Here is a 21,666-nt window from a genome sequence, read left to right on the forward strand (position 1 = left end):
AGCGTATGAGTGCGATGGCCGAACCGCCCGGCAGAAGCGATACCTTCTCTACGAGAGACTACGCCTACGCCTACGCTTTTTACCGATGTTTGCTTTTTTTACGCAGTGCGTGAGAAGTCCCAACACGCCCAACATGGTGAATGTACTTTGCAGTTGTCGCTGGGGAAGCGTGGCCCAAATCTGCTTGTAAGTCAAAATCAGAAGCTCCATTTTTTTTAGCCAGTGTTGCGTGAGTGTGGCGGAGAAAGTGGGCGCTGAACTTAATTCCCGCACAAGTAGAAATTTCCTCCATCATCAGTCGCAACCCGCGATCGCTTAAAGGTTTACCCCTATCCCGCCGACTGGGACTAGGAAACACCGGCCGATCATTGCTGGCATCCCCACGATAATCCAGTAACACTGCACTAGTTTCCGGATCGAGACTAATGGTTCTAGTTTTATTTCGTTTCCCCGTCACAGTTAACAACAGACAGTCCCCATCCTCCCGAAACTGCCGCCAAAATAACCCCGGCGTAATTACGCGCTTACCATAATCAGAAGTTTGCCGCGCAATTTCTCCTGCCCTCACCCCACTGTAAAACATGAGAGTAAACAGCAACCAGTGCATCTTATTAGTGTTGTGTTGCAAGTCTACTGCCATCGCCGCTTTTTCCAACTTAGCAATCTCGCGTTCCGACAAAATGCGCTCTGCGAGCTTATCGTCCCACTGGATGCTTAAGTCCTTGCCCAAGTCGATAGCAAAATAACCAATAGAAGCTCTAGTACCCCATTCCCACAAACTTTTAATCGCCGCCGTGTATTTAGCCGCAGTATTTTTACTAATTCCATAAGTATTTTTCTTTCCGCGTACTGGCTTTTCATCTTTGAGCCAAGCCAGATAAGCGTGTAGATGGAATAACGTTACCATCCTCAAATCAGATATCCCAAACCGCGACTGCATATAATCGACAAGCTCATAACCAATTTGCCGATATGCCCGTCGCGTTTGGTCGCTTTTGATAGTGACAGAATGCACCCATAGCTCAATTAGCTGTTGTGTGGAATTAATTTTCTGGCGGTTGGGGAAATAATAATCCACAAGCGCGACACGAGCTTCATCAAGTGGTAGAGTCACAACCTCCACAGCAAGTGATTCCACGCTTTTGACGGGTAAATTTTCCATAATAAAATTCCCCAACCCCCACTGATAATTATGATGCCGAGAACTGTAATTCCCGGTATCTTTATGATAATTCTTTCCCAAGCACCACAAAATTACTCATTGAAAATAATCTATATCGTATATCCGCGGATATCCCGTATGCGATGATGGTAGTGAGAAGAGTAGGGGAAGTAGAGGTAGATAGGGAGGTAGGGAGAGTAAGTAAATATTAGAACTCGAAGCAAATGGTTAAAGAACTGGTTAGAAATCACTTCTCCACAACAAAAGCGCGAGGGACTGGTGGAATATCCGCAGATAAATATAAAACTTCTGTCTGAAGAAGACCGGGAGTTGGTGAAGCAGGCCAAGCAGCGTGCTGAGGAGTTGCGCCTCACTTTTAAGGAGTTTGTGCTGAATTGTATTAAACAAGCACTTGTGGAAGAGAGTCCGGATGATGCAGATAGTGCAACTGCTGCCGAAATTGAAGCTTTGAAAGCTCAAATCGCCGCCCTGGAAGAGAAGGTGAATATTCCTTCTGCGACCAAAACGGAAGTACATACCCTCCAGGAGCGGTTAAATCAATTGCGGGTGGGAATTTCAAATGAAATTAAGAAGGATAGGGAGCAACTTGCATCTTTAACGCTGGCGATCTCCCGACTTGAAAGCCAAATTGAACAGCTAATACCTTCCTTAAATCTTCAAGTGGATGGCGAAGGTAATGCCGACAGTGATAGCGACTGGATTTTTGGGGAAGACTCAAGCAGGTTGGGAGGAGAAGATGTTGGGGGTTTTTGAAATTCGCTATAAAACAATTGTCTTGACCCAAAATAAGCCCTAATGAATTGAGACGCGCTAGTTTTAGTTGTGGATTTTCCCGTGATTGTTTTTTCCCACTCAGCCACAGATTCCAGAAACACTTTAGCACCCAACTATGTTTCAACTGACCAATCTTCGGCTAAAGCTTGTTCTGGATTGAGGATGTCAAACACAAAATGTCCACCTGGTTTTAAAACTTGTTAGACCTCAAGGATCGCAGCAGCCCAATATTCAAGTACAAAATAGCAACTAAATCCAGTGGCGATCGCTAAATCTGTCCCTACTTGCCTAGCATTGATTTCTTATGCTGTAATAGTGCAAATGTATTGCTTTTTAATGTTAAGAGCGCAGATGATGTAGTTTATATCGCCACTATCAATCAAGGCATTTTACACTATCTCAACCATTTGTAGGAGACATTAGGGTGAATATTATTTCTGAAGGTGACAATCATTTAGCTCCCTTAGATTACAGCAGTTTACTCAACAAAATCTTGGAAGTGCTGCCCAGTCAAAACCCATTCCAGTTCTCCCCAGATGACAGTCGATTGCGGATTAATATTGACAAAATCGCCGATCTGGTTGCTAATTCACAAGTGGAAAGCCCTTTGGCATCTGCTAGCGGGATTCGTTGTGCAACTATCAACCTTAGCGATCGCACAAGTAAAAATTTCCCAGAGCAAATCAGGCTAATCCGCGATCGTTTGCAAAACCTCTTGATTGCCGCATTACCACCAAACAAAACAGTAGAATCAGCGATTTCGCAATTACTGACAGATTTACAGTCTTTTCAAGGTACAAAGCCATCTCTGGGATTTACTTATCCTTTCGGAGAGTATACAGGTTTGCAAAAACAGCGGCTCAGTCTTCAGCGCCACCGTTCAGGCAGTGATTCTCTCTTGAAACTTCATAAACTAATCATCACAGTTAAAGATGTCAAGGGATTTGATTCTCAACTTTCTTCCAGTCTTGATAATTATATCCAACAAGAATTTAGCGAAGAAACTGAGAGTGATTTAGAGGAATTAAGCGACACACTAGAAGAACTGATTAAAAATCAAAAATCTGACTTTTACAAACTCAAACGAGTTATGTATACCGAAGCTATTGGTATGCTCAAACGAGAGGCGAAAATCAGGTATTTAGAGTTTATTTTGGAGAATGTTAACGATAGTGTAGATGGCAAAATATATCTTCAAGATTTAATTCGACGGCTACGATTACTAGAAGAATATATCAATGATATCAACCGAGGGTATGGTCATTACCAAGTAAACTATGCCGGAAAGTCAGTCAACTACAGAGACTTATTTTCTCGTGCCGAAGCTTTAGATATTCTCCCCATTATTCCCTTAATAGAAGGGTATTTAGGAGAAACAAAAGATGATACTAAAGGAGAGCAGCAGTTTATTTTTGGTTTCAAACTAAAATTTGGCGGTACAGTTCAAGCTTACGGAGACAAGCCACTTTCTGTACTAGATTATTACCTCAACCTAATCGACCCAGAAAGTCAGGAACATAAGGCGGGATTAGGGGACTCTTTTAAAAGTGATTATTTCAAAGAAAAAGTATTAAAAATAATATTTTTATACTATTTTATATTTGCTTCTAGGAGTAATCCTTTAGCAGATAACTACCAAGAAAATTCAGAGCTAAATTATGAACCTGTTTCGGTCTTTGAGCAACAGGTATTACCTGTACTTAAAGGTTCTGACGAAGAAGCTAAAAAGAAAATATTTGCCAAAATTAAGGAAGGAATTGAAAAATTTAACGTCAAAATAAAAATTGAAAAACTCAGGCAGTTACTTAAGGATTTGCTCAAAGATAAGCCTATTCTAAAAAGACGAGAGTATCCGCTTTATCTCGGCGTTAAAAGAGGCATTTTAGAGCGCGATTTAGACCGCATTTTAACTGATGCTACATTTTTCAAGCCTGTCTTTGGTGAGAAGTCACGAGAAGCCCTAAAGTATATTGCCATCAGGGAGCCTCATGTTGATAGCAGCTACCTTTGCAATCTTTCTGTCAGTATTGCAGTAGAAGATATTCGCTATTTCCCCACTGATGACCGCCAAATATTTAGCATGGCGTATGATATCACAAATATTAAAGCACTACCAATTCTTTTGGTTCCTTTTACTGAAGAAAACTGTCAGAACATCTACAATAATTCTTTCAAAGATCAAAAACCAATTTTATTCATCTACAATCATAAAAAGTTACGAGAGCAAATTTTCAACAATCCTGACTCCCCCAAAGCGTTTATTTACCGATTTACTTTTTCTCTGCTTATTTATATCTGCCTGAAAGTACTGCTTGAGTCTGTCAAAGATAAACTGTTTATTCCCATTGTGCGGTTACAACTGAATATTAAGCAGAACTCCACACCAGAAGAAGAATTTATGCGCTCGCTCTCTAAAATTTTATCCCACTTATTGAGCGAAGAACATCAATCCAGTACTCAAGGATTCTGTGTCAAAAACCTGAATCCTTACAAAATTGAAAATGGTCTAAGTTCTCTTTACTCTGTACTGCCCAAAAAATTTAAATTCAACGCTTCTTCTTACAACACCCAGCTAGACAAACTAGCAATTATTATAGTCTCTAGCCGTGAGAGTGATGCCAGTTGGCGAGGTGGAGAACGAATATCAAACTTGTTAGGAGAAGTTGTAGGAGTAGAGCGTCTACAGGATGGCACAGTTCGCTTAGAAAGGCTCAACACCTTCGCAGCAAACTATGAACATCAGCAGATGTTTCAAAGACCTACTATTGTCATTGATGAAGTGGACAAATTGTACCGCCAGGGCTATCGGCACTTTATGTATATTGCCAAGTCTCCATATTCTAGCACTCTCAATATGACTCAGAGTGATGAAGATGAATCACTATTTTTCATGTCTACACCTGTACTCAAGGCTTTAAAGGGAGATAGAGACGACATCAAAATATATCCAGTATTTTTTGATAAATATTATGTGGTAAATCTAGGGCAGACTGTTAGTTCTCTGTACATACAAGACACGCTTGAACTAACAAGCTTAGTTGAAGATCCCAGCAAGAAAGCTGTTGTCTTTTTCAATCTCTTCAATGGAATTAAAGTCGGTCAAGATGACGAGCGTTACTACAACGGGGTAATTTCCTACGCCACCTTGCTAAATGTCTATGATGACATTCTAGATGATGAAGATATCCGTAGGGGACTAATTTATGACCGCGAAAACAATCCTATCAAAAATGATATCTTGCAATATCTAACCTTATTCCACTTTTCGCGTTACGAAGCTGTTCCCAGAAAGAATCGGAACATTAGCTTTAAACTTGACCCTTACGAAAACATAATTGGGGATGATGCGGTTGGTAAATTGTCAGTTTTCAAGCACACCACTAGGAGTGTAAGCTTTAACTCTTTAGCCTTTTTAACTGAAGTTAGACGTGCTTTGAATGTAGAAGGAGAGGAGCGGAAATGATTGCGGAAGATTTAGGAAGATTATTTGAAATCGGCTTCAATGTTGGCATCCTTGCTTATATTCAGCAAAACCAATTGAATCACCGATTCAGAGATTTATATCAATGTGACTTACAAGCATTGCGGTTTCCACAACTGCATCGACGTATAGTTGACCGCGCTAACGTAATTAATGATAGTGATAGTAAAATCATTGCTAAGTGGAGTGTGTTCTTTCTCCAAAAGGGGTTTTTATCCGGCTTAAATTTCTTTAGGGAGTACCTGGAATCAACAGGTTGGAAACAGCGAAAGCTGGAAATTTTATACTACCAGTGTAACTTTTGTGATGACAACAGCCTTGGTATTCTTGTTAAGGGTGAGGAACAAGTCTTTAGAGATATCTTGTCACAATTAGGAAATATCAAGGTTGATATCGGTCGCTATAAGCAGCAAGGAGAGTTTCTTAGGGCTGATACTTTAATGCTGCTGCACAACGGCAAACAGTTTCGTATCCTCTCAGTGGATTTATCAGTGTTCTCGATTAAGTCAGCTGAAGATATTAAAGATTTAGATAATGTAGAAGTTATACGGCAATTACTGCTCAGTGAAATTAGTTATTTACGCTCAAAAAGTGTTTTCTCTGGACTTAGTATCGACACGGGAACAGACACCACAAAACTTGGATTAACCTTTTCTGAAGGGATTGCTCGTTATTTCACAGCTTTCAAGCGCAAGGACAAAGAGAGTGTCAAATTAATCCAAGCCGCCAGTTATGCTCATAGCTTCTATAAGTTTTTACGACAGCACTCTCTTCTCCAAGAAGCTGACTCCGTGATGTTTAACGTTATGGGTTACACTGACCGGGGCGTTAGTGCCATGTCAGTAAATCGAGAAAATTTAGATATCTTAAATACCTGCCACCGCATTTATAAGCAGCAACAAAGCGGTCAAGCGATCGCCGAAGCTCGTCAACAAGTTCTCAGAATCATCAAAAGGAAAGCAGCTGAGAGTTTTGTTGATGGCAAGACATTTATAAACTCTCTTTTAGCAGTGCCACCTGACACAACTACTTTGGTTGCTCACCAGGAGCGAGTAACAGGGTTTTTCAACTCAAGCGGGGAAGTGCCGCCTCAATTAATGGCTCAACTCGGACTGAGTGGTAGTCTAGACCTACGTTCGGCTCACACCGCCCTAATTCAAACTGCCCTGACTAATGACAATCCTTATGTTTTCTTAACTGGCAATCCTGGCATTGGTAAAACCACAACCATTGTAGAATTTCTCAAACAGCATCTCGACGATGGCTTTTTGTTCTTCTATGTCAGTCCCAGAAAAAACGTTAACAAGGACGTAATTGAGAAGTTCAAGAGTCAACCGGGAGAATCATTGGGCGGGAGCATTGCAGCACCATTGGAGAATCACGGACTGTTTTGCATCAATACCAATGCAGACATTATTCAAGCTAATGGTGGACACTGTACTGTGCAGTATTTCTCTAATTTACGAGAAGGGGACTTTACAGAGCAAGCTGTTCATTTTATCGATGGTCAAGCTCTTATTGAGCGGCGTCCCTCAGCTTCTCAAAGACTCCAGCGCAAAATGGAAGATTTAATTCAGGATGCTGGTGAGCAGACTAAAGGAGTTTTAGATAGTATCTGTGAAGCTATTTACACAATTATAGACCGTCAACTTTCCAATAATATAGTGGCAACAATTTCGCTACAATCTTTGAAAAAAACGGGAAACGGCCAAGACACTCTCCGCCATTTTGAGAAGATATTTAGGAACGCCTATAACCAAAGTGAAGGTTCAGTCATTCCTGACCAAATGAAGAAAATCTCTCAACGCATTAAACATATATTTATCATGGTTGATGAGATTACAGGAGACCATAGCGGTGTAGAATTCTTAAACCGCATCAGTTCTATCCTTCGCCAATATGAGCTGACTAATTCCCAATATGGCTTTAATACCAAAATTATTGTAGCTGATGCTTCTATTGTTGACCCAGATGTCATTCAACAGCATCTTTCTACTACAGTTTCAGAACCAGACAAAATCTTTTATCGGCGAGCGTCAGAGAACGAATCACCCCTTTCAGTACAAAATTTCAAGTTTAAGGGATTAGGCGCAACTGTCATCAATTCTAACTCTTACCCTGCTCGTAGTTTAAACATTACTTATAAAGTATTTATAGAATCTTTTAAATATAGCAATTCAGCTTTTTTAGAGAAAAACAATAGCTTAGTTAACCGTGTACAAGCAGAGATTGCTGAAGATATTAATTCTTTCTTGGATAACCCAGAAGCTGGACAGGTAATTGTATATATCCAGGATAAGCAGAGATTAAAAGAATTGACTGAATATCTAAAAAAACATCGACGTAATTTTCAGTTATTTACGGACTACTTAGAAATTCACGCTAATATTTCAGAGCAGGAAAAAGAAGAAATCCAAAAATGTAATACTGACGTAAAAGTGGTCTTTATGACCGCCTCAGCTAGTCGAGGGTTATCATTTCCTAAAGCTAAACATATTCTGGTTGATATTCCTCGCTTTGCCATTGAGCAAAACTTAATGGAAATTATTCAGGTAATTTACCGGGGTCGCGGTAACTACCTTGAAGATGGAATGACCAAAACCCTAGATAATGAGGAGAAAGATTTAATTCTTTATTTATCAGAGCGGGCTGTATATTACGCTGATGACCCGGAGCTTTCTTTACAAGAAAGTGTGCTGAGTCTTGTGAATATTCTATTAATTTTCAAGACATCTGTCATGACAAGAATTTCTGGGTCTGGGCAGATAGGTAAAGACCATTTTATGATGATTCCTATTGGGGGAAAGTCGGTATTTGCAGCAGGTGAAACCTTTACGAGTAAGATATCTGGTTTAATCAAAGAACTGAAGAAAGAGCATATTCGTCGTCGCAGTGACAAACTTTTGAAAGAGGTTTATACGAGCCTAGAGCAACTGTTAGGTCGTGTAAAGATTATCTTGAGTGATTTAGACAATTCCCCGCCGACACCAACCCTTTCTTATCTGTCAATGCGAGAGTCCTTTGCAGACCAGTTTGTGAAGTTGGTAAGTAGTGGTTTGGATCAGCTATTAAGCTTTGGCCCTGTAGAAGCCAGCCACATTAGTGGCAGTATGCTAGTAGTTTCTTTAGCTAATAAAGCACTTCAAGAAAACTATGAAATGCGTCTAGAGCGAGAACTCAAACCTTATGCTAATAATGAACTTTTAAAAAAGTTATATTCTATTAATTCTAATCAAGCCTATCCAGAAAATTTGCGTTCAGCAAGTTTTGGAGCAATTGAGCTAGTTAATTTACTTGGAAAACAAATGAGGCGAACACAGTGGTTTGAGCAAAATAGTCAGCGTTTTGACCAGTATTATGCAATTCCACTATTTATATTTACCAGCAATGAAGCGATTAAAGACTATTTTTCTAGGGGTGTAGAGGAGCCAGATGGAGAATCATTCCGAGATATTTTAGCTGAATATATCCGTTGTATGTTTCCTGTAGACAACATTTTGCCCATTAGCTCTCAGTACGGAGAATTTCCATTTGTTGTTTTTAGGAGCTATAGTTTAAGCGAAATTAGGCACAAGTTATTCACAGATAAGCAGCTTTTGACTTCCAATGAGTTGAATATATTAAACTTGATTCTTGCTCAAGAAGACTAAGCATCCAAGTTACCTAGATGTCTTTTTAGCCAAAAAAAATCTAAACGTTTGCACTAGATTATCAGGCATCAGCACTAATTTCAGTACTTAGACTGCACTTGTAATTACTTTTATAAGTATAAAAAAGATATACTGCAATACTTTTAGCAGTTAGTTTGAGATGGCAAAATATCAAAAACCTTATTCCTAATATAATAATAGTTGCTTTCTCAGTGTATATACTTAAAACCAGCTATTACTCTTTCACGATTATAACTCTTTCATTGTTGCTTGCCTTGATACCTGCTTATGAGTGGTTATTTCGTCTAATTAGACTGCTTCAGACTAAAGATGCCATTCATTATTCTATGTGAATTTAAAATTATGCAGTTATGATAGCTACTAAAGCTGCTCAAAAAATCTTGTGCGGCAATATGTATCATTTAAACAGAAATTTTAAGTAGTTTATCAAGTACAAGGTGCGATACATGAGAGAGCTAGGTGAAGACAGCACAGGTTTTTTGTATCCCCCAGCAGCTATACAAATTAAAACCTTACTCAAAGAACGTTACAAACAAGGTTTTCCCATCATCAAAGAAATCATTCAAAATGCGAATGATGGTGGCGCTAAAAGGCTGGATATTGGAGTATCTAGTGGTTTTGACACTGCAAGTCATCCTCTGCTGCAATGTCCTGCCTTATTTTTTATTAATGATGGTAGTTTTCGTGATGAAGATGCTCAAGCAATTCGCTACTTTGGAATAGATTTAAACGCTAAAGATTCCGCTAAAATTGGAAAATTTGGACTTGGACAGAAAAGCATATTTCACCTTTGTGAAGCTTTTTTTTATATTGCTAGTTCAGAATTGCTTAGAGGTGATCCTTATCGGTTCCAATTTATTAATCCTTGGGCAAATCCTACCGATCCAAAACAACCTAAATGGAAACAACTAACAGTAAAAGATAAAGAAATTGTAGAGAATTATTTGAGTAATCAAGCTTTACTAGGTAAACAGTATTTCATTCTTTGGATACCATTACGACGAAAAGAAGCTGATAATAATCGCTGTATTGTAGATAACTATTATGATGAGCGTCTGATCGAAAAAGACTTTCCTAAGAATATGGGTGAGAAAATTACTACATTATTACCTATGTTGCGATCGCTTCGAGAAGTTCACTATTGGCTACCTAATGATGCAGGGCAATTGCAAGAAGAATTCCATGTTTATTTAGATGCAAAAGCGGAATGCTGTTCTTATCCGAAGTCCGAGAAGCCAGACCGGAAAGACATTCCGAAGATGCAAAGACCGCTATTTGGCTGTATTTCTCTAAGAAATCGAAATGCCCAAACCATTATTACTAATTATGCAGGTTGGGAGGCTATTTTAGCAGCCAATCAATTTCATCAATTGTTACCTTCTCCTCCCACAACACTAGATGACATCAAAAAGTCCACACATTGGCCAAAGCCATATACAAAAGATCAAGAAGGAAATATAGAGAATCAACCCGATAAAGCAGTCCCCCATTGTGCAGTTGTCTTTTCTCGAACTCCGGTGCAAGGAGAAGGAAGTTTAAACCTTCAATGGGCGGTTTTCCTACCACTTGTAGATGAACAGTCAGATGTTACCGAATTTCAAAATTGTAAATGTGATGGTAATTGGAACTATACGCTTCTGCTTCATGGTTATTTCTTTCCTGATTCTGGACGGCGTTATGTTGAGGTATTAAAGGATATTTGCGAGGATAGAATTTGTTGGAAACTTCCCGAAAATGAGAACGACATGATTAGACAGTGGAATGCTATTCTTGCTACTGTTGGCACTTTATATAATCTTTTACCTGCTTTAAATAAATTTTGTAGACGACATCAACTTGAACGAGAGGATATTGCAAATCTTTGTGCTTCATTGAGAGAAACCAAAATATTTAAATCCACAACTTGTCAAGAATATATTTATACTGACGATTTCTGGGTTTATCAACTTCAGCCAGAACAATATGACTGGCAGTTAGTGAAGAGAACACAAAAGTTTTTGCCATTACCAAGCATCTCAGAGGAAATATGGTCAGCATTTCCAGAACTATGCAGATGTGCTAAAGAATATTGTCTTGTGTTGTCAGATACCCCTAATCTATTTACGTCTTGCAAGCCAGATAATTGGGAGGAATCAGACATTCAAGCAATACTAAAATCTCTTAATCTAAAAAATGTATTTGAGCAAGTTGAATGTATAGATTTTTTGGTTAACTTACTGAAATTATTTTCAAATTCTCTGACTGAGAAAATACAGAATTGCTTAAAGGCTGTTCTTCTAAAGGTATTTATTAATTTAGAACTAATGAGTCTTACACATTTGAAAGACTCTCTAAAAAAAGTTATTAATCTTATCGATGAGTCAAATTGGTTTGAACTCCCATGTAATGATACACAAATATTACGGATTATCCAAAATCAGGTTAATATTTTGATTCTTCCAATGGATTTTGCTCCACAGCGAAAAACAGAACCTAAAATTTCTGGACATGATGCAGGATTAATAGTTTCTTACTTGGTAAGACATTCAAAAACTGATATTCAACAGAACGAAACACTTATTCTACAAATTATTAAAGCTATTCCTAAACAGGAAATGGTTATATTTCGAGAATATACTAAAGACTTAAAATTTGTTTCTGTATTTAACTGCCGCAGTAATATTTCTGAGGTTTATACTCCCTCAAACCTTGTAAATCTACAACAACAAGGATTACTATTTTTGAATTTATCGGACAGTAGAAAAATTGCTGCTGCCCTACAAGCGGCCTTGAAAAACAAGACAATTATTTTAGTTAATAATACAATTGCCAACAATTTTCTAGAGGAAGAAATACGGGGGTGCAATCACTCTGCTTGTCTAAGTTTGATTAAACAAAAGCCAGAACTATCTAATATAGAAGATCGTGCAAAATTACTGGAGGAACTACTCTAATGAATTTACCTAGACACAAAAATTTTTACGAACTACGCTTTTTGCTGCATGGCAATAGAGACAAATATGAAAGTGATGATACTTTGTACATTTCACGCGGAAAACCTGTATGGGAAAAGGTTGCTCATAAAGTGCTTGAATCATGGCGTATAATTCCACCTATGCTTGCAGGTAAGATTCAACCTGAAATTTGTAATACTCTATTTATAGAATACATTGAACCCGAAACTATCATCAATGAGCTATTAACTAATTCATTATCCATTACAGGAAATGATTTATCACAAGAAGAACGGAAAGAAATTTTGAGACAAATTTCATCTAATTCAAGCTGTGAATCCTTGTGGAAGAGACTGCCATTGCATGAAACAGTAGATGGTAAACTAGTTAATATTACTACTAATACCTATTTAGACAACCCTACTTTTCCACTTGATTCCCAATTCCAAGATATTGTTACCCTCATTAAAATTAGCGATGCATTACGAGAAAACTGGATTACTCAGTGGACACCACAAACTGCAATCAATGTAATTTTGAATCAGGAGCATCCAGCCAAATTTTATTTAATAATCCTTAAGCTGCTACCTCAAGTAAACGAAGAATTAATATCAAGACTAAAACAGACTAAATGGTTGCCTTTAAAATCAGGAGGTGTTATTTCCCCTGAGAAAGTCGTTCTTGTGTCAGAAAATTTTATTAAACAGCAGGCACAAGAAATAGAACAGGCTTTAGAAATGGTTTTTAAGTCCGAAAAAAGTAGTTATGCTACACTATCTATGCTATCTGAGGATATTCCCTTTTCTGAGCCAATCAAGAAAATTTTACCAAAATCTTGGTATGACGATAATATTCTTGAGTTTTTATTAGAAGAAATAGATGAACCATCTAATTATTGCCAAGTAATTCTTAAAGTTATAAAAATTATGCTTACTCGTAAGCGAAATATTAGTAAAGATAATTTGGAAAGATTAAAAAATAAAAAATGGTTAATTGATGCTAATGCAAGAGCTATTAGCATACAAAAAGTTATAAATTTTTCTAGTCTCGAAGATGATGTTACAACGATTTTAAAGTTGATAGAACCTTGGGATTATGTTACCCCAAAAATGCTCGGATATGATATTAGTTTATGTTTACAACAATTACAGATACAGGAATTATTCGTCACAGGTGATCTTGCTCTAGACGCAATTGGTGAGGCTATTGATATACTTCAAGAATATCATATTGGTAATATAGATATACATGAAGTTCATCTAGATAGCTTCTTAAAAACTTTTAAGTATTATGAAGGCTTTCCTATCTTAAAGCTGGCACAAAAGATATTACCTGATAAGTTTCAGAAATATATTCTTAGCAAAGCCTTAAAACCAATTGGCACAGAAGAGTTAGTTAAACTTTTACAATGGATTGTAAAAAGTTACGAAAGTCCTTCTGAAGAAGTAGTTTTACTTTACAATCTTTACTTAAAAATGGCTGTCAATTCATTACCAGAGTTTTATCAAAAATTTTTACCAAAAATTCAACTACTGAACAAATCTAGTAAATGGAAATTTCCTCATGCTCTTAGCTGCTCTACTGGTATCGACAACGAATATATTCTGATAGAAGCTCAACAGGAAATATTAAGTAAATGGTTAGCTAATCTTTCTTTACCACCTAAATATAATACTGTAGAAGATAATTATTTGGCTGAAAGTGTTAAAAGTAACGCTCAGATTCTGGAAGAATATTTTCGTCCTTGGCGTTCTTATATCCCTTCTGAGGCAATTGGTATTTTTTTAAGCTTACTTTCCGGTACTGACACAGAAGTGCAAAAGTTAGCTCAAGATTACCTCAGAGGACGCAATTTTGATGATATTAGGCATCAATTGCTATGGAGTCATTCATTAATGGAGAAAAATTTTACTATTTCTGTATTATCCAATGAAGATCAACAAATATCTGTGGTTAGTCTTCTTGGTGGTTCCCTCGATGTGATGATATCTCAGAGTCAAACTCCTGAACACATCTTTATTATGGAGCCTACTGATACTACATCACTTATTAGACTATCTTCATTCAAACCAAAAGATTCTGTAGAAAATGAGTTGCCCAATATACTTTTTAATTCTGCTAAATTTCTTTTGGAACGTATTTATAAAGCTGTCACAAGAGTAAAATTACTCAAGGATATATGGGATGAGTCTGTTTTTCAACCTAGACAACTAGAGGTTAAAGTTACGAGAAATCATATTCTTAAAAATATAGACAATCTGTTAAGTAGGCTAAAGCCAAATCAACATGAAATTACATCTTTAATCAAGCAATTGAATAATGAGAAATTTGGACTTACTGCTCTTGAAGAACAAGAAAAAAAAGAGCCTTTAGAAAAATATTTTAATCAAAGAATAGAAAAGGTTAAAAATAGTATTAGCGATATTAGTAATTCTATTTACAAGTTAATTAATTATGATGAAAATGTTAAAAAATCTATATTAGAATCGGTTCGCCAAGAAATTCGCAAATATGGATACAATGCTAATAGTATTCTTTTTGAGTTATTTCAAAATGCTGATGATGCTCTTGCAGAATTAAACGAGATGCTGGGTCATATTCATCAGGATAGAGGACGCTATGTTATTTATTGGGATACTCAATTTTTGACTGTAATGCACTGGGGAAGACCCATTAATCTCTATATTCACCCTGATGATCGTACAGAAGATTTTAGTCAGCAAGGCTTTAACCAAGACCTGCTAAAAATGCTTTTTTTCAATATTTCTGATAAGTCTGAAGATACAACGGGTAAATTTGGTTTGGGTTTTAAAACAGTTCACTTGATTTCTCAAGAACCAAAGGTAATCAGTGGCGATTTAAGCTTTGTCGTTCAGGCTGGATTACTTCCTTTCACTTTACCTCGAGAACATTGTATACAGGAAGATAAACATCTATTGAATAATCTAAGTTCTCGCTTAAAAAGTGAGCAATCTTCCTCAAATCTCACAGATGGCACACTAATTCATTTAGAAATAGATTCTAAAGCAAATGCTGATATTAGTAATGTTGTGGCTGAATTTGAAGATAATGTAAATCTACTGCTTGTCTTCGCTAAATTTATTAAAACCTGCAAATTTATTTTAGTTTCCTCTCCTAAGAAATTTCTGACATGGCAACCAACTAACCTACTGGGAATTTCAGGTATTGAGTTCGGGCAAATCCAGATTCCACAGGTAAAGCAACCTGTCCGAGAGTGGTTCAGTTATAACCTGCTTTGTTTTCAAGTTAAGGATGCCTCCATTGCCATTGTAATCCCCAGAAAATTCTCACAAAGTAGTTCGCCTTCGCCTTTGTCAGACTTTCCTACTTTCTGGGTGACTGCTCCCACAAAAGAAAAATTAGGCTTAAGGTTTGTCATTAATGCCATGTTTGATTTATCGACGGGGCGCACAAACCTAGATTCCAATTCTGCACGAAATCGGGAAATTGCTCAAGAAATAGGTAAAGGCTTAGGCGAAAAACTTGGTGAACTATTCCATCAATCACATCGTAACTGGGATACACTGTGCCAAACTCTCAAAATTGAGTCAGCAGATGAGTACACTTTTTGGGAATTCCTTTGGAATGTGCTGGTTGTAGATTGGTTAGAAAAAGATACTGTCTACAACACGATGGATATAATCCGGAGCGCGCTTAGTAGTGCAGATCGTGGCATAGGTTATCTCATTAATAATCATGCAGCTTTACCAAATGGTTTGTACGGAAAAATTTATCGTCAATTAATTTCACTAGAGAATGTCAGCTACGTTGTTGAAGGTATTATTGCGGAAGAAGAGTACTTTAAGAAAATAGTAAACTGGAGAAAATTCCAAGAAAATTGCCCTTCTCACTGTGTTATTCACAGTAAAGTCTGGAAATATGTTGAAAAGTTACTCAGTATCATTCCTAGCACACCAGAGAAACTGCAATTTGTTGACATTCTAGATTGGGAGTTAGGCGAAAGAAAACAAGTTGATCCCACAACAGCAGCTTTATTAGGGAATATTATTACATCCGCTTGTTTGGAACAGCTACAAGTATCCCATCGCCAGGAATGCGAGCGCATCAAGATAGCACTACAGAATGTCCACTTCCAAAGTAAAGATAACAAAAAGTACATTACAGCATTGAAGCTCTTAGTTAAAGGAGCAAGCCAAGAAGAAAGTTTACTGGCTGAGTTTGCTCCAAATGACCGATTACTGCATCCAGATTATGCTGTAACTAGCCTTGAGTTTTTCCTTGCATGCCGTAAGCCAAGAGATATTATATCAGAACAAGAAATGGTGGAATGGGCACGCAATGCTAAGACCCAGGATAAACAGCAAGCTGTGCGTCAGTACTTGGCATCGGGTGAGCGCAAACAAGGATTTGCCAATGCACTGCGGAATTGTACCGCTAAAACTTGGATAGAGAATGATCAAGGTATTCAAGAAATCCTAAAGGTTAATTCTTTTCAACAAAAGGTTGAACAGGCAATCAGAGGGGAAATTGCTTGGGCTGAGGTCAGTAACTCATCACTAGAAGAAAACCGCAACGAAATTGTTCAGGAAATTATCCCGGAAATTCCAACGTTTAATATTGATAAAACACTAACAGAAATTTATACTTGGTGGCAAGTAAATCACATTACTGAAATTAAGAAATATAATGAGCGTCTTTATCCTATAACCATTGATGAACTTAAACAGAAATTACAAAATCGCGATCGCAGTGCCTGGCTAATGCTTTTCTTCATTGGCATTACCCATACAATGGGTCGTACAAAACACGAACAGCATCGAGATTTTATTCGTTTTTGTTTAAAGCGATATTGGTGGGAAATATTTACAGAAAATAATCCCAGCGCACTTTCTAAGAAATGGATGGAAGTATTGAATGAGTATATGGATGACCAAATTGAAGATACAACTTGGTATTACTGGATGGAAAAATTTCCTAGTATTTATCGAATTGCTAACTACTTAAATGAGTATATTGATTCTTTCCTTAGTATTGAAAACATACAGACTAATTTTAATTTACATCATATTACTGCTCCAAGAACTAATCCGGCATTCCAAGGAGGTGGAGCCGATGCGCCACCCTTACCACTGGGTATTGGCGCAAACTTCGTATTGAGAGAACTGGTACGTCTAGAGGTTATTAATCCAATTACCGAACTATCTGTTCATCAACACTGTTTTGTGCCTAGAGCAAATGTAAGACGATTGTTAATACGTCTTGGTTGTCAAGATTTAAGTAAACCAGATTATAAAACATCCACAATAATATATAAATTTTTAAAGCGGGAATTTGAGAGATTAGGTTTACAAGGTGAACCAATTTTTCACCACTGCTTTGATATTCCCTTTGAACTCTATCCTGAAGAACCTTCACGAGCTAATCGCTTAAATCTTGCGAAAATACAGGTTCGAGATGATGTTAGCTGGTATGAAAGTATTTCCGATGAAGAACATTCACAGTACGAATATTCTAGTGAAGATAGTGATTTTGTAACACTATCAGATGGTCGAGTAATTCCTAGATCATATATGGGCTGAGAGAATGAGGATTTTAAATATGGATATCGAATTCAAGCAAGGCAATAGTGTATCTCATCCCAAACACGGCAATGGTCAGGTAAGAACTGATGAAGGAACTACGGTTATTGTCCGTTTTGAGCATGGTTTGGAAGAATGTCCTAGAGAAGAACTCACTCGTCTCTCTTCACTGGAAGAAGCTATCAATTCCCTAAAGTCGCATAATTCGCTTGAGGTGATTGCTCGCGTGCAAGCATTGGCAATACGCTCGGTTAATGATGTTTGGGGTATATTTTCTCTGGCACGGATTGCTCTACTACCCCATCAACTATGGGTCTGTCGTCGGGTTGTTCAGGAACTACCAGCCCGTTGCTTGGTTGCTGATGATGTTGGGCTGGGGAAAACTATTGAGGCAGGTCTTATTCTTTGGACACTTTTGAGTAAGGGAGCAGTGAAGCGTATCTTAATTGTCTGCCCTGCTTCTCTTGTTGAGCAGTGGCAACACCGACTGCGGGTGATGTTTGATATTCGCTGTACACGATACATAACTGAAGCAGATACATTGAAAAGCGATTTCTGGAACACGCATCATCAGGTAATTGCTTCATTGCCTACACTCCGCAAGAATAGCGGCGATCGCCATAAACGTCTATTTGATGCAGAACCTTGGGACTTACTAATTGTTGATGAGGCACACCATCTTAATGCTGATGAACAAAGTGGGCCGACCCTTGGATATAGTTTTATAGATAAGTTGGTTAACAGGTATAAAAAAGTCCGTTCAGTTGTGTTTTTTTCGGGAACACCGCATCGCGGCAAAAACTATGAGTTTTTCTCTCTACTTAAGCTTTTACGAGAAGACCTGTTCCATCCCAAAAAACTTTTGAAGGAGCAATTGCAATCGCTGCGAAGTGTAATGATTCGCAACAACAAGCAGTCTGTTACAGATATGAAGGGGAATAAATTATTTCTACCTCTACAGGTGCGATCGGAAATTTACGATTATTCGCCTGAAGAGTCACTGTTCTACGAACAGCTAACTGAGTTTATCCTGACAGGAAAAGCTTATGCTTCTGGACTTGATGATTTTAACCAACGGGCAGTCATGTTGATTTTGATTTGTATGCAAAAGCTTGCTTCTAGCTCAGTAGCAGCAATTCGCAGAGCATTAGAAGGTCGCTTAAGACGAATTGATAACAACCGGAAGCAACTCGATAAGGTGAAACAACGAAAACAGGAGTTAGAGCAAGAATTCAATGACCTTGAGGACGAGGAAAAACTCAATAGTGACGAAATTAATCGTTTGGAAGAACGGATTCTGGAATTAACAGAAATGATCCGACTCATGGAAGATGAGGAACCTCGTCTGAGAGAACTTGTACAAGCTGCCAGTGCCATCAGGGAAGAAACAAAAATTCAGAAAATTCTGGATGTGGTTGCCAATCAGTTTACTGACCGCCAAGTGCTTTTTTTCACAGAGTATAAAGCAACGCAATCATTACTAATGTCTGCGTTGGTTGCTCAATATGGCGATCGGTGCGTTACTTTTATTAATGGTGACGAACTTGCAGAGGGAGTTATTAGCGCATCTAATCAATTTATAAGTCTGCGAGAGAAACGCGAAAATGCTGCCGAAAAATTTAACAAGGGAGAGGTCAGATTTCTTATTTCCACTGAGGCTGGTGGTGAAGGTATCGACTTGCAAGAAAATTGTTATTCTCTGATTCATGTAGACTTGCCTTGGAATCCTATGCGTCTACACCAACGAGTTGGCCGCTTGAATCGTTACGGGCAAAAACGAGCAGTAGAAGTAATTACACTACGTAACCCCCAGACTGTAGAAACCCTAATTTGGGACAAACTCAATCGCAAGATTGATAACATCATGCAATCTCTACAGCAAGTAATGGATGAACCAGAAGATTTGCTACAACTTGTTCTGGGGATGACATCACCAAAGTTATTTCGAGAAATTTTTAGCGAAGCTGACAGACATCATGAAGATTTAAATCAATGGTTCGATAGCAAAACTGCTAAATTTGGTGGAAAAGATGCGATCGCTACTGTACAGGAAATTGTTGGGAGCTGCGATAAATTTGACTTTCAACAAGTTTCTCCTTTACTACCACAACTTGATTTACCCGATTTACAATCATTTTTTTTGACAATGTTGCAACTGAATAAGCGACGAATAAAATTTACAGATGAAGGCTTCTCATTTATAACACCTGATACTTGGCGTACTGAATCAGCAATTCAAAGAGAGTACGAAGAGGTACACTTTAATCGTTATCGAGGTGATAAAAATCCTGCACATCATTTGCTTGGCGTTGGTCACAAACTGTTTAATGCAGCTTTGTCAGAAGCTACGAGTTTTACTGCTTGTGTAACTGTCTTACCTTGTATAAAACAACCTTTATTTATCTTTTTGATTATTGACCGCGTGACTGGTATCCAGTCTAATGTACGGCAAGCTGTTGTAGGGGTAAGCATAGATTTATTCAAGCAAGCAACTATTGTGAAAGATTGGGAACTAATAGCCACATTAAATCAATACTTACCAGAATTAAAGAAAATGTCTGAATCTTCTAATGCTTGTCAACTAAACGCGAATGAAATTAGTCGATTGCTAGCCGATGCAGAACAGTTTTTAGAAAATAATTTGAATGGCTTAAATCTTCCTTTCAAAGTGCCAGCTATTCAAGCAATCAGCGTAATTCTTCCAGCCAAGGAAGCAATTTAAGATATCGCTTTAAAAAATCAACAAGCCCAAAAGATTCGCCCTCTGCTTTCAGGCGACGAATTTCCCCAATCGCTCGTCTACCTCTTGCTGAAAGGAGGCGATCGCTCTTTGCTGATTTTCCTTAACCCGCTTAAAGACAGCATTTCATTCACAAAAATAAATATATTCTTAAAATTGCAATAAATTGTTAAAAATTGGCAAAAATGCCTATTTTGGCACTTAATCTGATAATTGATATTGCATTCTAGATGTTCTTTAACTTGCATTCCCACAGCATATGCAAGCAATGGGGGTACCGAATTTCCGATTTCTCTTTGGGCGTGGAGTATTGCCTCACTAAAATTAAACCAATCGGGGTAGCTGTGCAAACGAGCAGCTTCTCTAACTGAGATAACTCGTGGCTGTTCTGGATGCAGGGGACGCAATGCAGTGCGGTTGCCACTCCCCGCTCTTAACGTCACGCAGAATCCATCCCATTGCAGCTTCTTTGATTTGGATTTAGCTTCCCTTGCACCTGGGGGAGTGTTGATGAATTGCTGAATTACTTCTGGTGTATGTGTTGTCGCTGCGAATCCCGTCTCAATGTTAGTTACTATACCAAAATTTGGGAATATTTTTTCAAGATACTTAGCATATTCTCCCTTCACCCAATCTGGATGCCATTCTTGAGTGTTTTGCTTGGGGAGTAGGGGGACTGGCAACAAGTCCGCGATCGCATCTCTAACTGTATGTTGAGGTTGATGCTCCGGCGGTATAATTTCTCCAAACTTAGATGCAACAAAAAACACCCTTTTTCTAGCTTGCGGAACTCCGTAATCTGAAGCGGTGAGGTTCCACTTTGAGAGAAAATAATGTTCTTCTAGCACTGCTTGGAGGTTAGCAGTAATGCAGCCAAACTTCTGATTCTCAATCCCTGGCACATTCTCCATGATTGCCGCAAGAGGATTGAGTTCCAACACCAGGCGAACAAACTCCCCCACCAACGAGTTTCTCTCATCCTCAACATTTTGCAGTCCAGCAACGCTAAATCCTTGGCATGGTGGGCCACCAAAAACGGTATGAATTTCCCCGTCCCAATCTACATACTTCGCCTGAATACAGGCACGTATTTCTTGCGCCGTCACCTCCCGAATGTCTTTGCACAAGACTGTGGCGTGCGGGAAATTATGTTGGTATGTTGCTAGGACGATGGGATTATTATCAATGGCGATCGCGATTTCAAATCCTGCTGCTTCAAATCCCAAATCAAATCCACCCACCCCGGAGAATAGGCTAATAGCTATTTTTTTGTTTGTTGCTGTTGAGTTCATTTTTCTGCGCTAATATAATGCGCGGTTTTAT

At 38.2% G+C, this 21,666-nt stretch carries 8 protein-coding genes and 1 pseudogene; 6 read left to right on the plus strand and 3 right to left on the minus strand.

The features are described from left to right. Positions 1-79: 79 nt before the first annotated feature. Positions 80-1,162 carry a tyrosine-type recombinase/integrase gene (locus GSQ19_RS29205; protein ID WP_011316672.1) on the minus strand — a complete coding sequence of 361 codons (1,083 nt, stop codon included), beginning with the start codon at positions 1,160-1,162 and terminating at the stop codon, positions 80-82. A 279-nt stretch (positions 1,163-1,441) separates the two neighbouring features. On the opposite strand from GSQ19_RS29205, the gene GSQ19_RS29210 reads away from it, so the two are divergent. Next, entirely contained in the window at positions 1,442-1,936 is a 495-nt protein-coding gene (locus GSQ19_RS29210) for a hypothetical protein (protein ID WP_011316673.1), read from the plus strand. Positions 1,937-1,968: 32 nt separating this feature from the next. On the opposite strand, the pseudogene GSQ19_RS30600 reads toward GSQ19_RS29210, so the two are convergent. Further along, positions 1,969-2,232: pseudogene (locus tag GSQ19_RS30600) on the minus strand (SAM-dependent methyltransferase); the annotation flags it as partial. 149 nt (positions 2,233-2,381) lie between these two features. Between GSQ19_RS30600 and GSQ19_RS29220 the strand changes: the two are divergent. From GSQ19_RS29220 to GSQ19_RS29240, 5 genes are all read left to right on the plus strand, one after another. After that, a complete protein-coding gene (locus GSQ19_RS29220; protein ID WP_011316674.1) occupies positions 2,382-5,420 on the plus strand; it encodes a hypothetical protein in 3,039 nt (1,012 codons plus the stop codon). After that, entirely contained in the window at positions 5,417-9,088 is a 3,672-nt protein-coding gene (locus tag GSQ19_RS29225; protein ID WP_011316675.1) for an ATP-binding protein, read from the plus strand. The genes GSQ19_RS29220 and GSQ19_RS29225 overlap by 4 nt, the downstream gene beginning before the upstream one ends. Positions 9,089-9,555: 467 nt before the next feature. Beyond that, positions 9,556-12,042, plus strand: a complete 2,487-nt coding sequence (locus tag GSQ19_RS29230) for a sacsin N-terminal ATP-binding-like domain-containing protein (RefSeq protein WP_011316676.1) — start codon at positions 9,556-9,558, stop codon at positions 12,040-12,042. After that, positions 12,042-17,603: a hypothetical protein gene (locus GSQ19_RS29235; protein ID WP_011316677.1), complete on the plus strand. Its 5,562-nt coding sequence runs from the start codon at positions 12,042-12,044 to the stop codon at positions 17,601-17,603. The genes GSQ19_RS29230 and GSQ19_RS29235 overlap by 1 nt, the downstream gene beginning before the upstream one ends. A gap of 19 nt (positions 17,604-17,622) precedes the next feature. Further along, entirely contained in the window at positions 17,623-20,325 is a 2,703-nt protein-coding gene (locus GSQ19_RS29240; RefSeq protein ID WP_011316678.1) for a DEAD/DEAH box helicase, read from the plus strand. 77 nt (positions 20,326-20,402) lie between these two features. On the opposite strand, the gene GSQ19_RS29245 is transcribed toward GSQ19_RS29240, so the two are convergent. Next, positions 20,403-21,635: a DNA cytosine methyltransferase gene (locus GSQ19_RS29245; protein WP_153228402.1), complete on the minus strand. Its 1,233-nt coding sequence runs from the start codon at positions 21,633-21,635 to the stop codon at positions 20,403-20,405. Positions 21,636-21,666: the final 31 nt, after the last annotated feature.

Origin of the sequence: Trichormus variabilis 0441 (assembly GCF_009856605.1) — a bacterium.
Classification (GTDB): domain Bacteria; phylum Cyanobacteriota; class Cyanobacteriia; order Cyanobacteriales; family Nostocaceae; genus Trichormus; species Trichormus variabilis.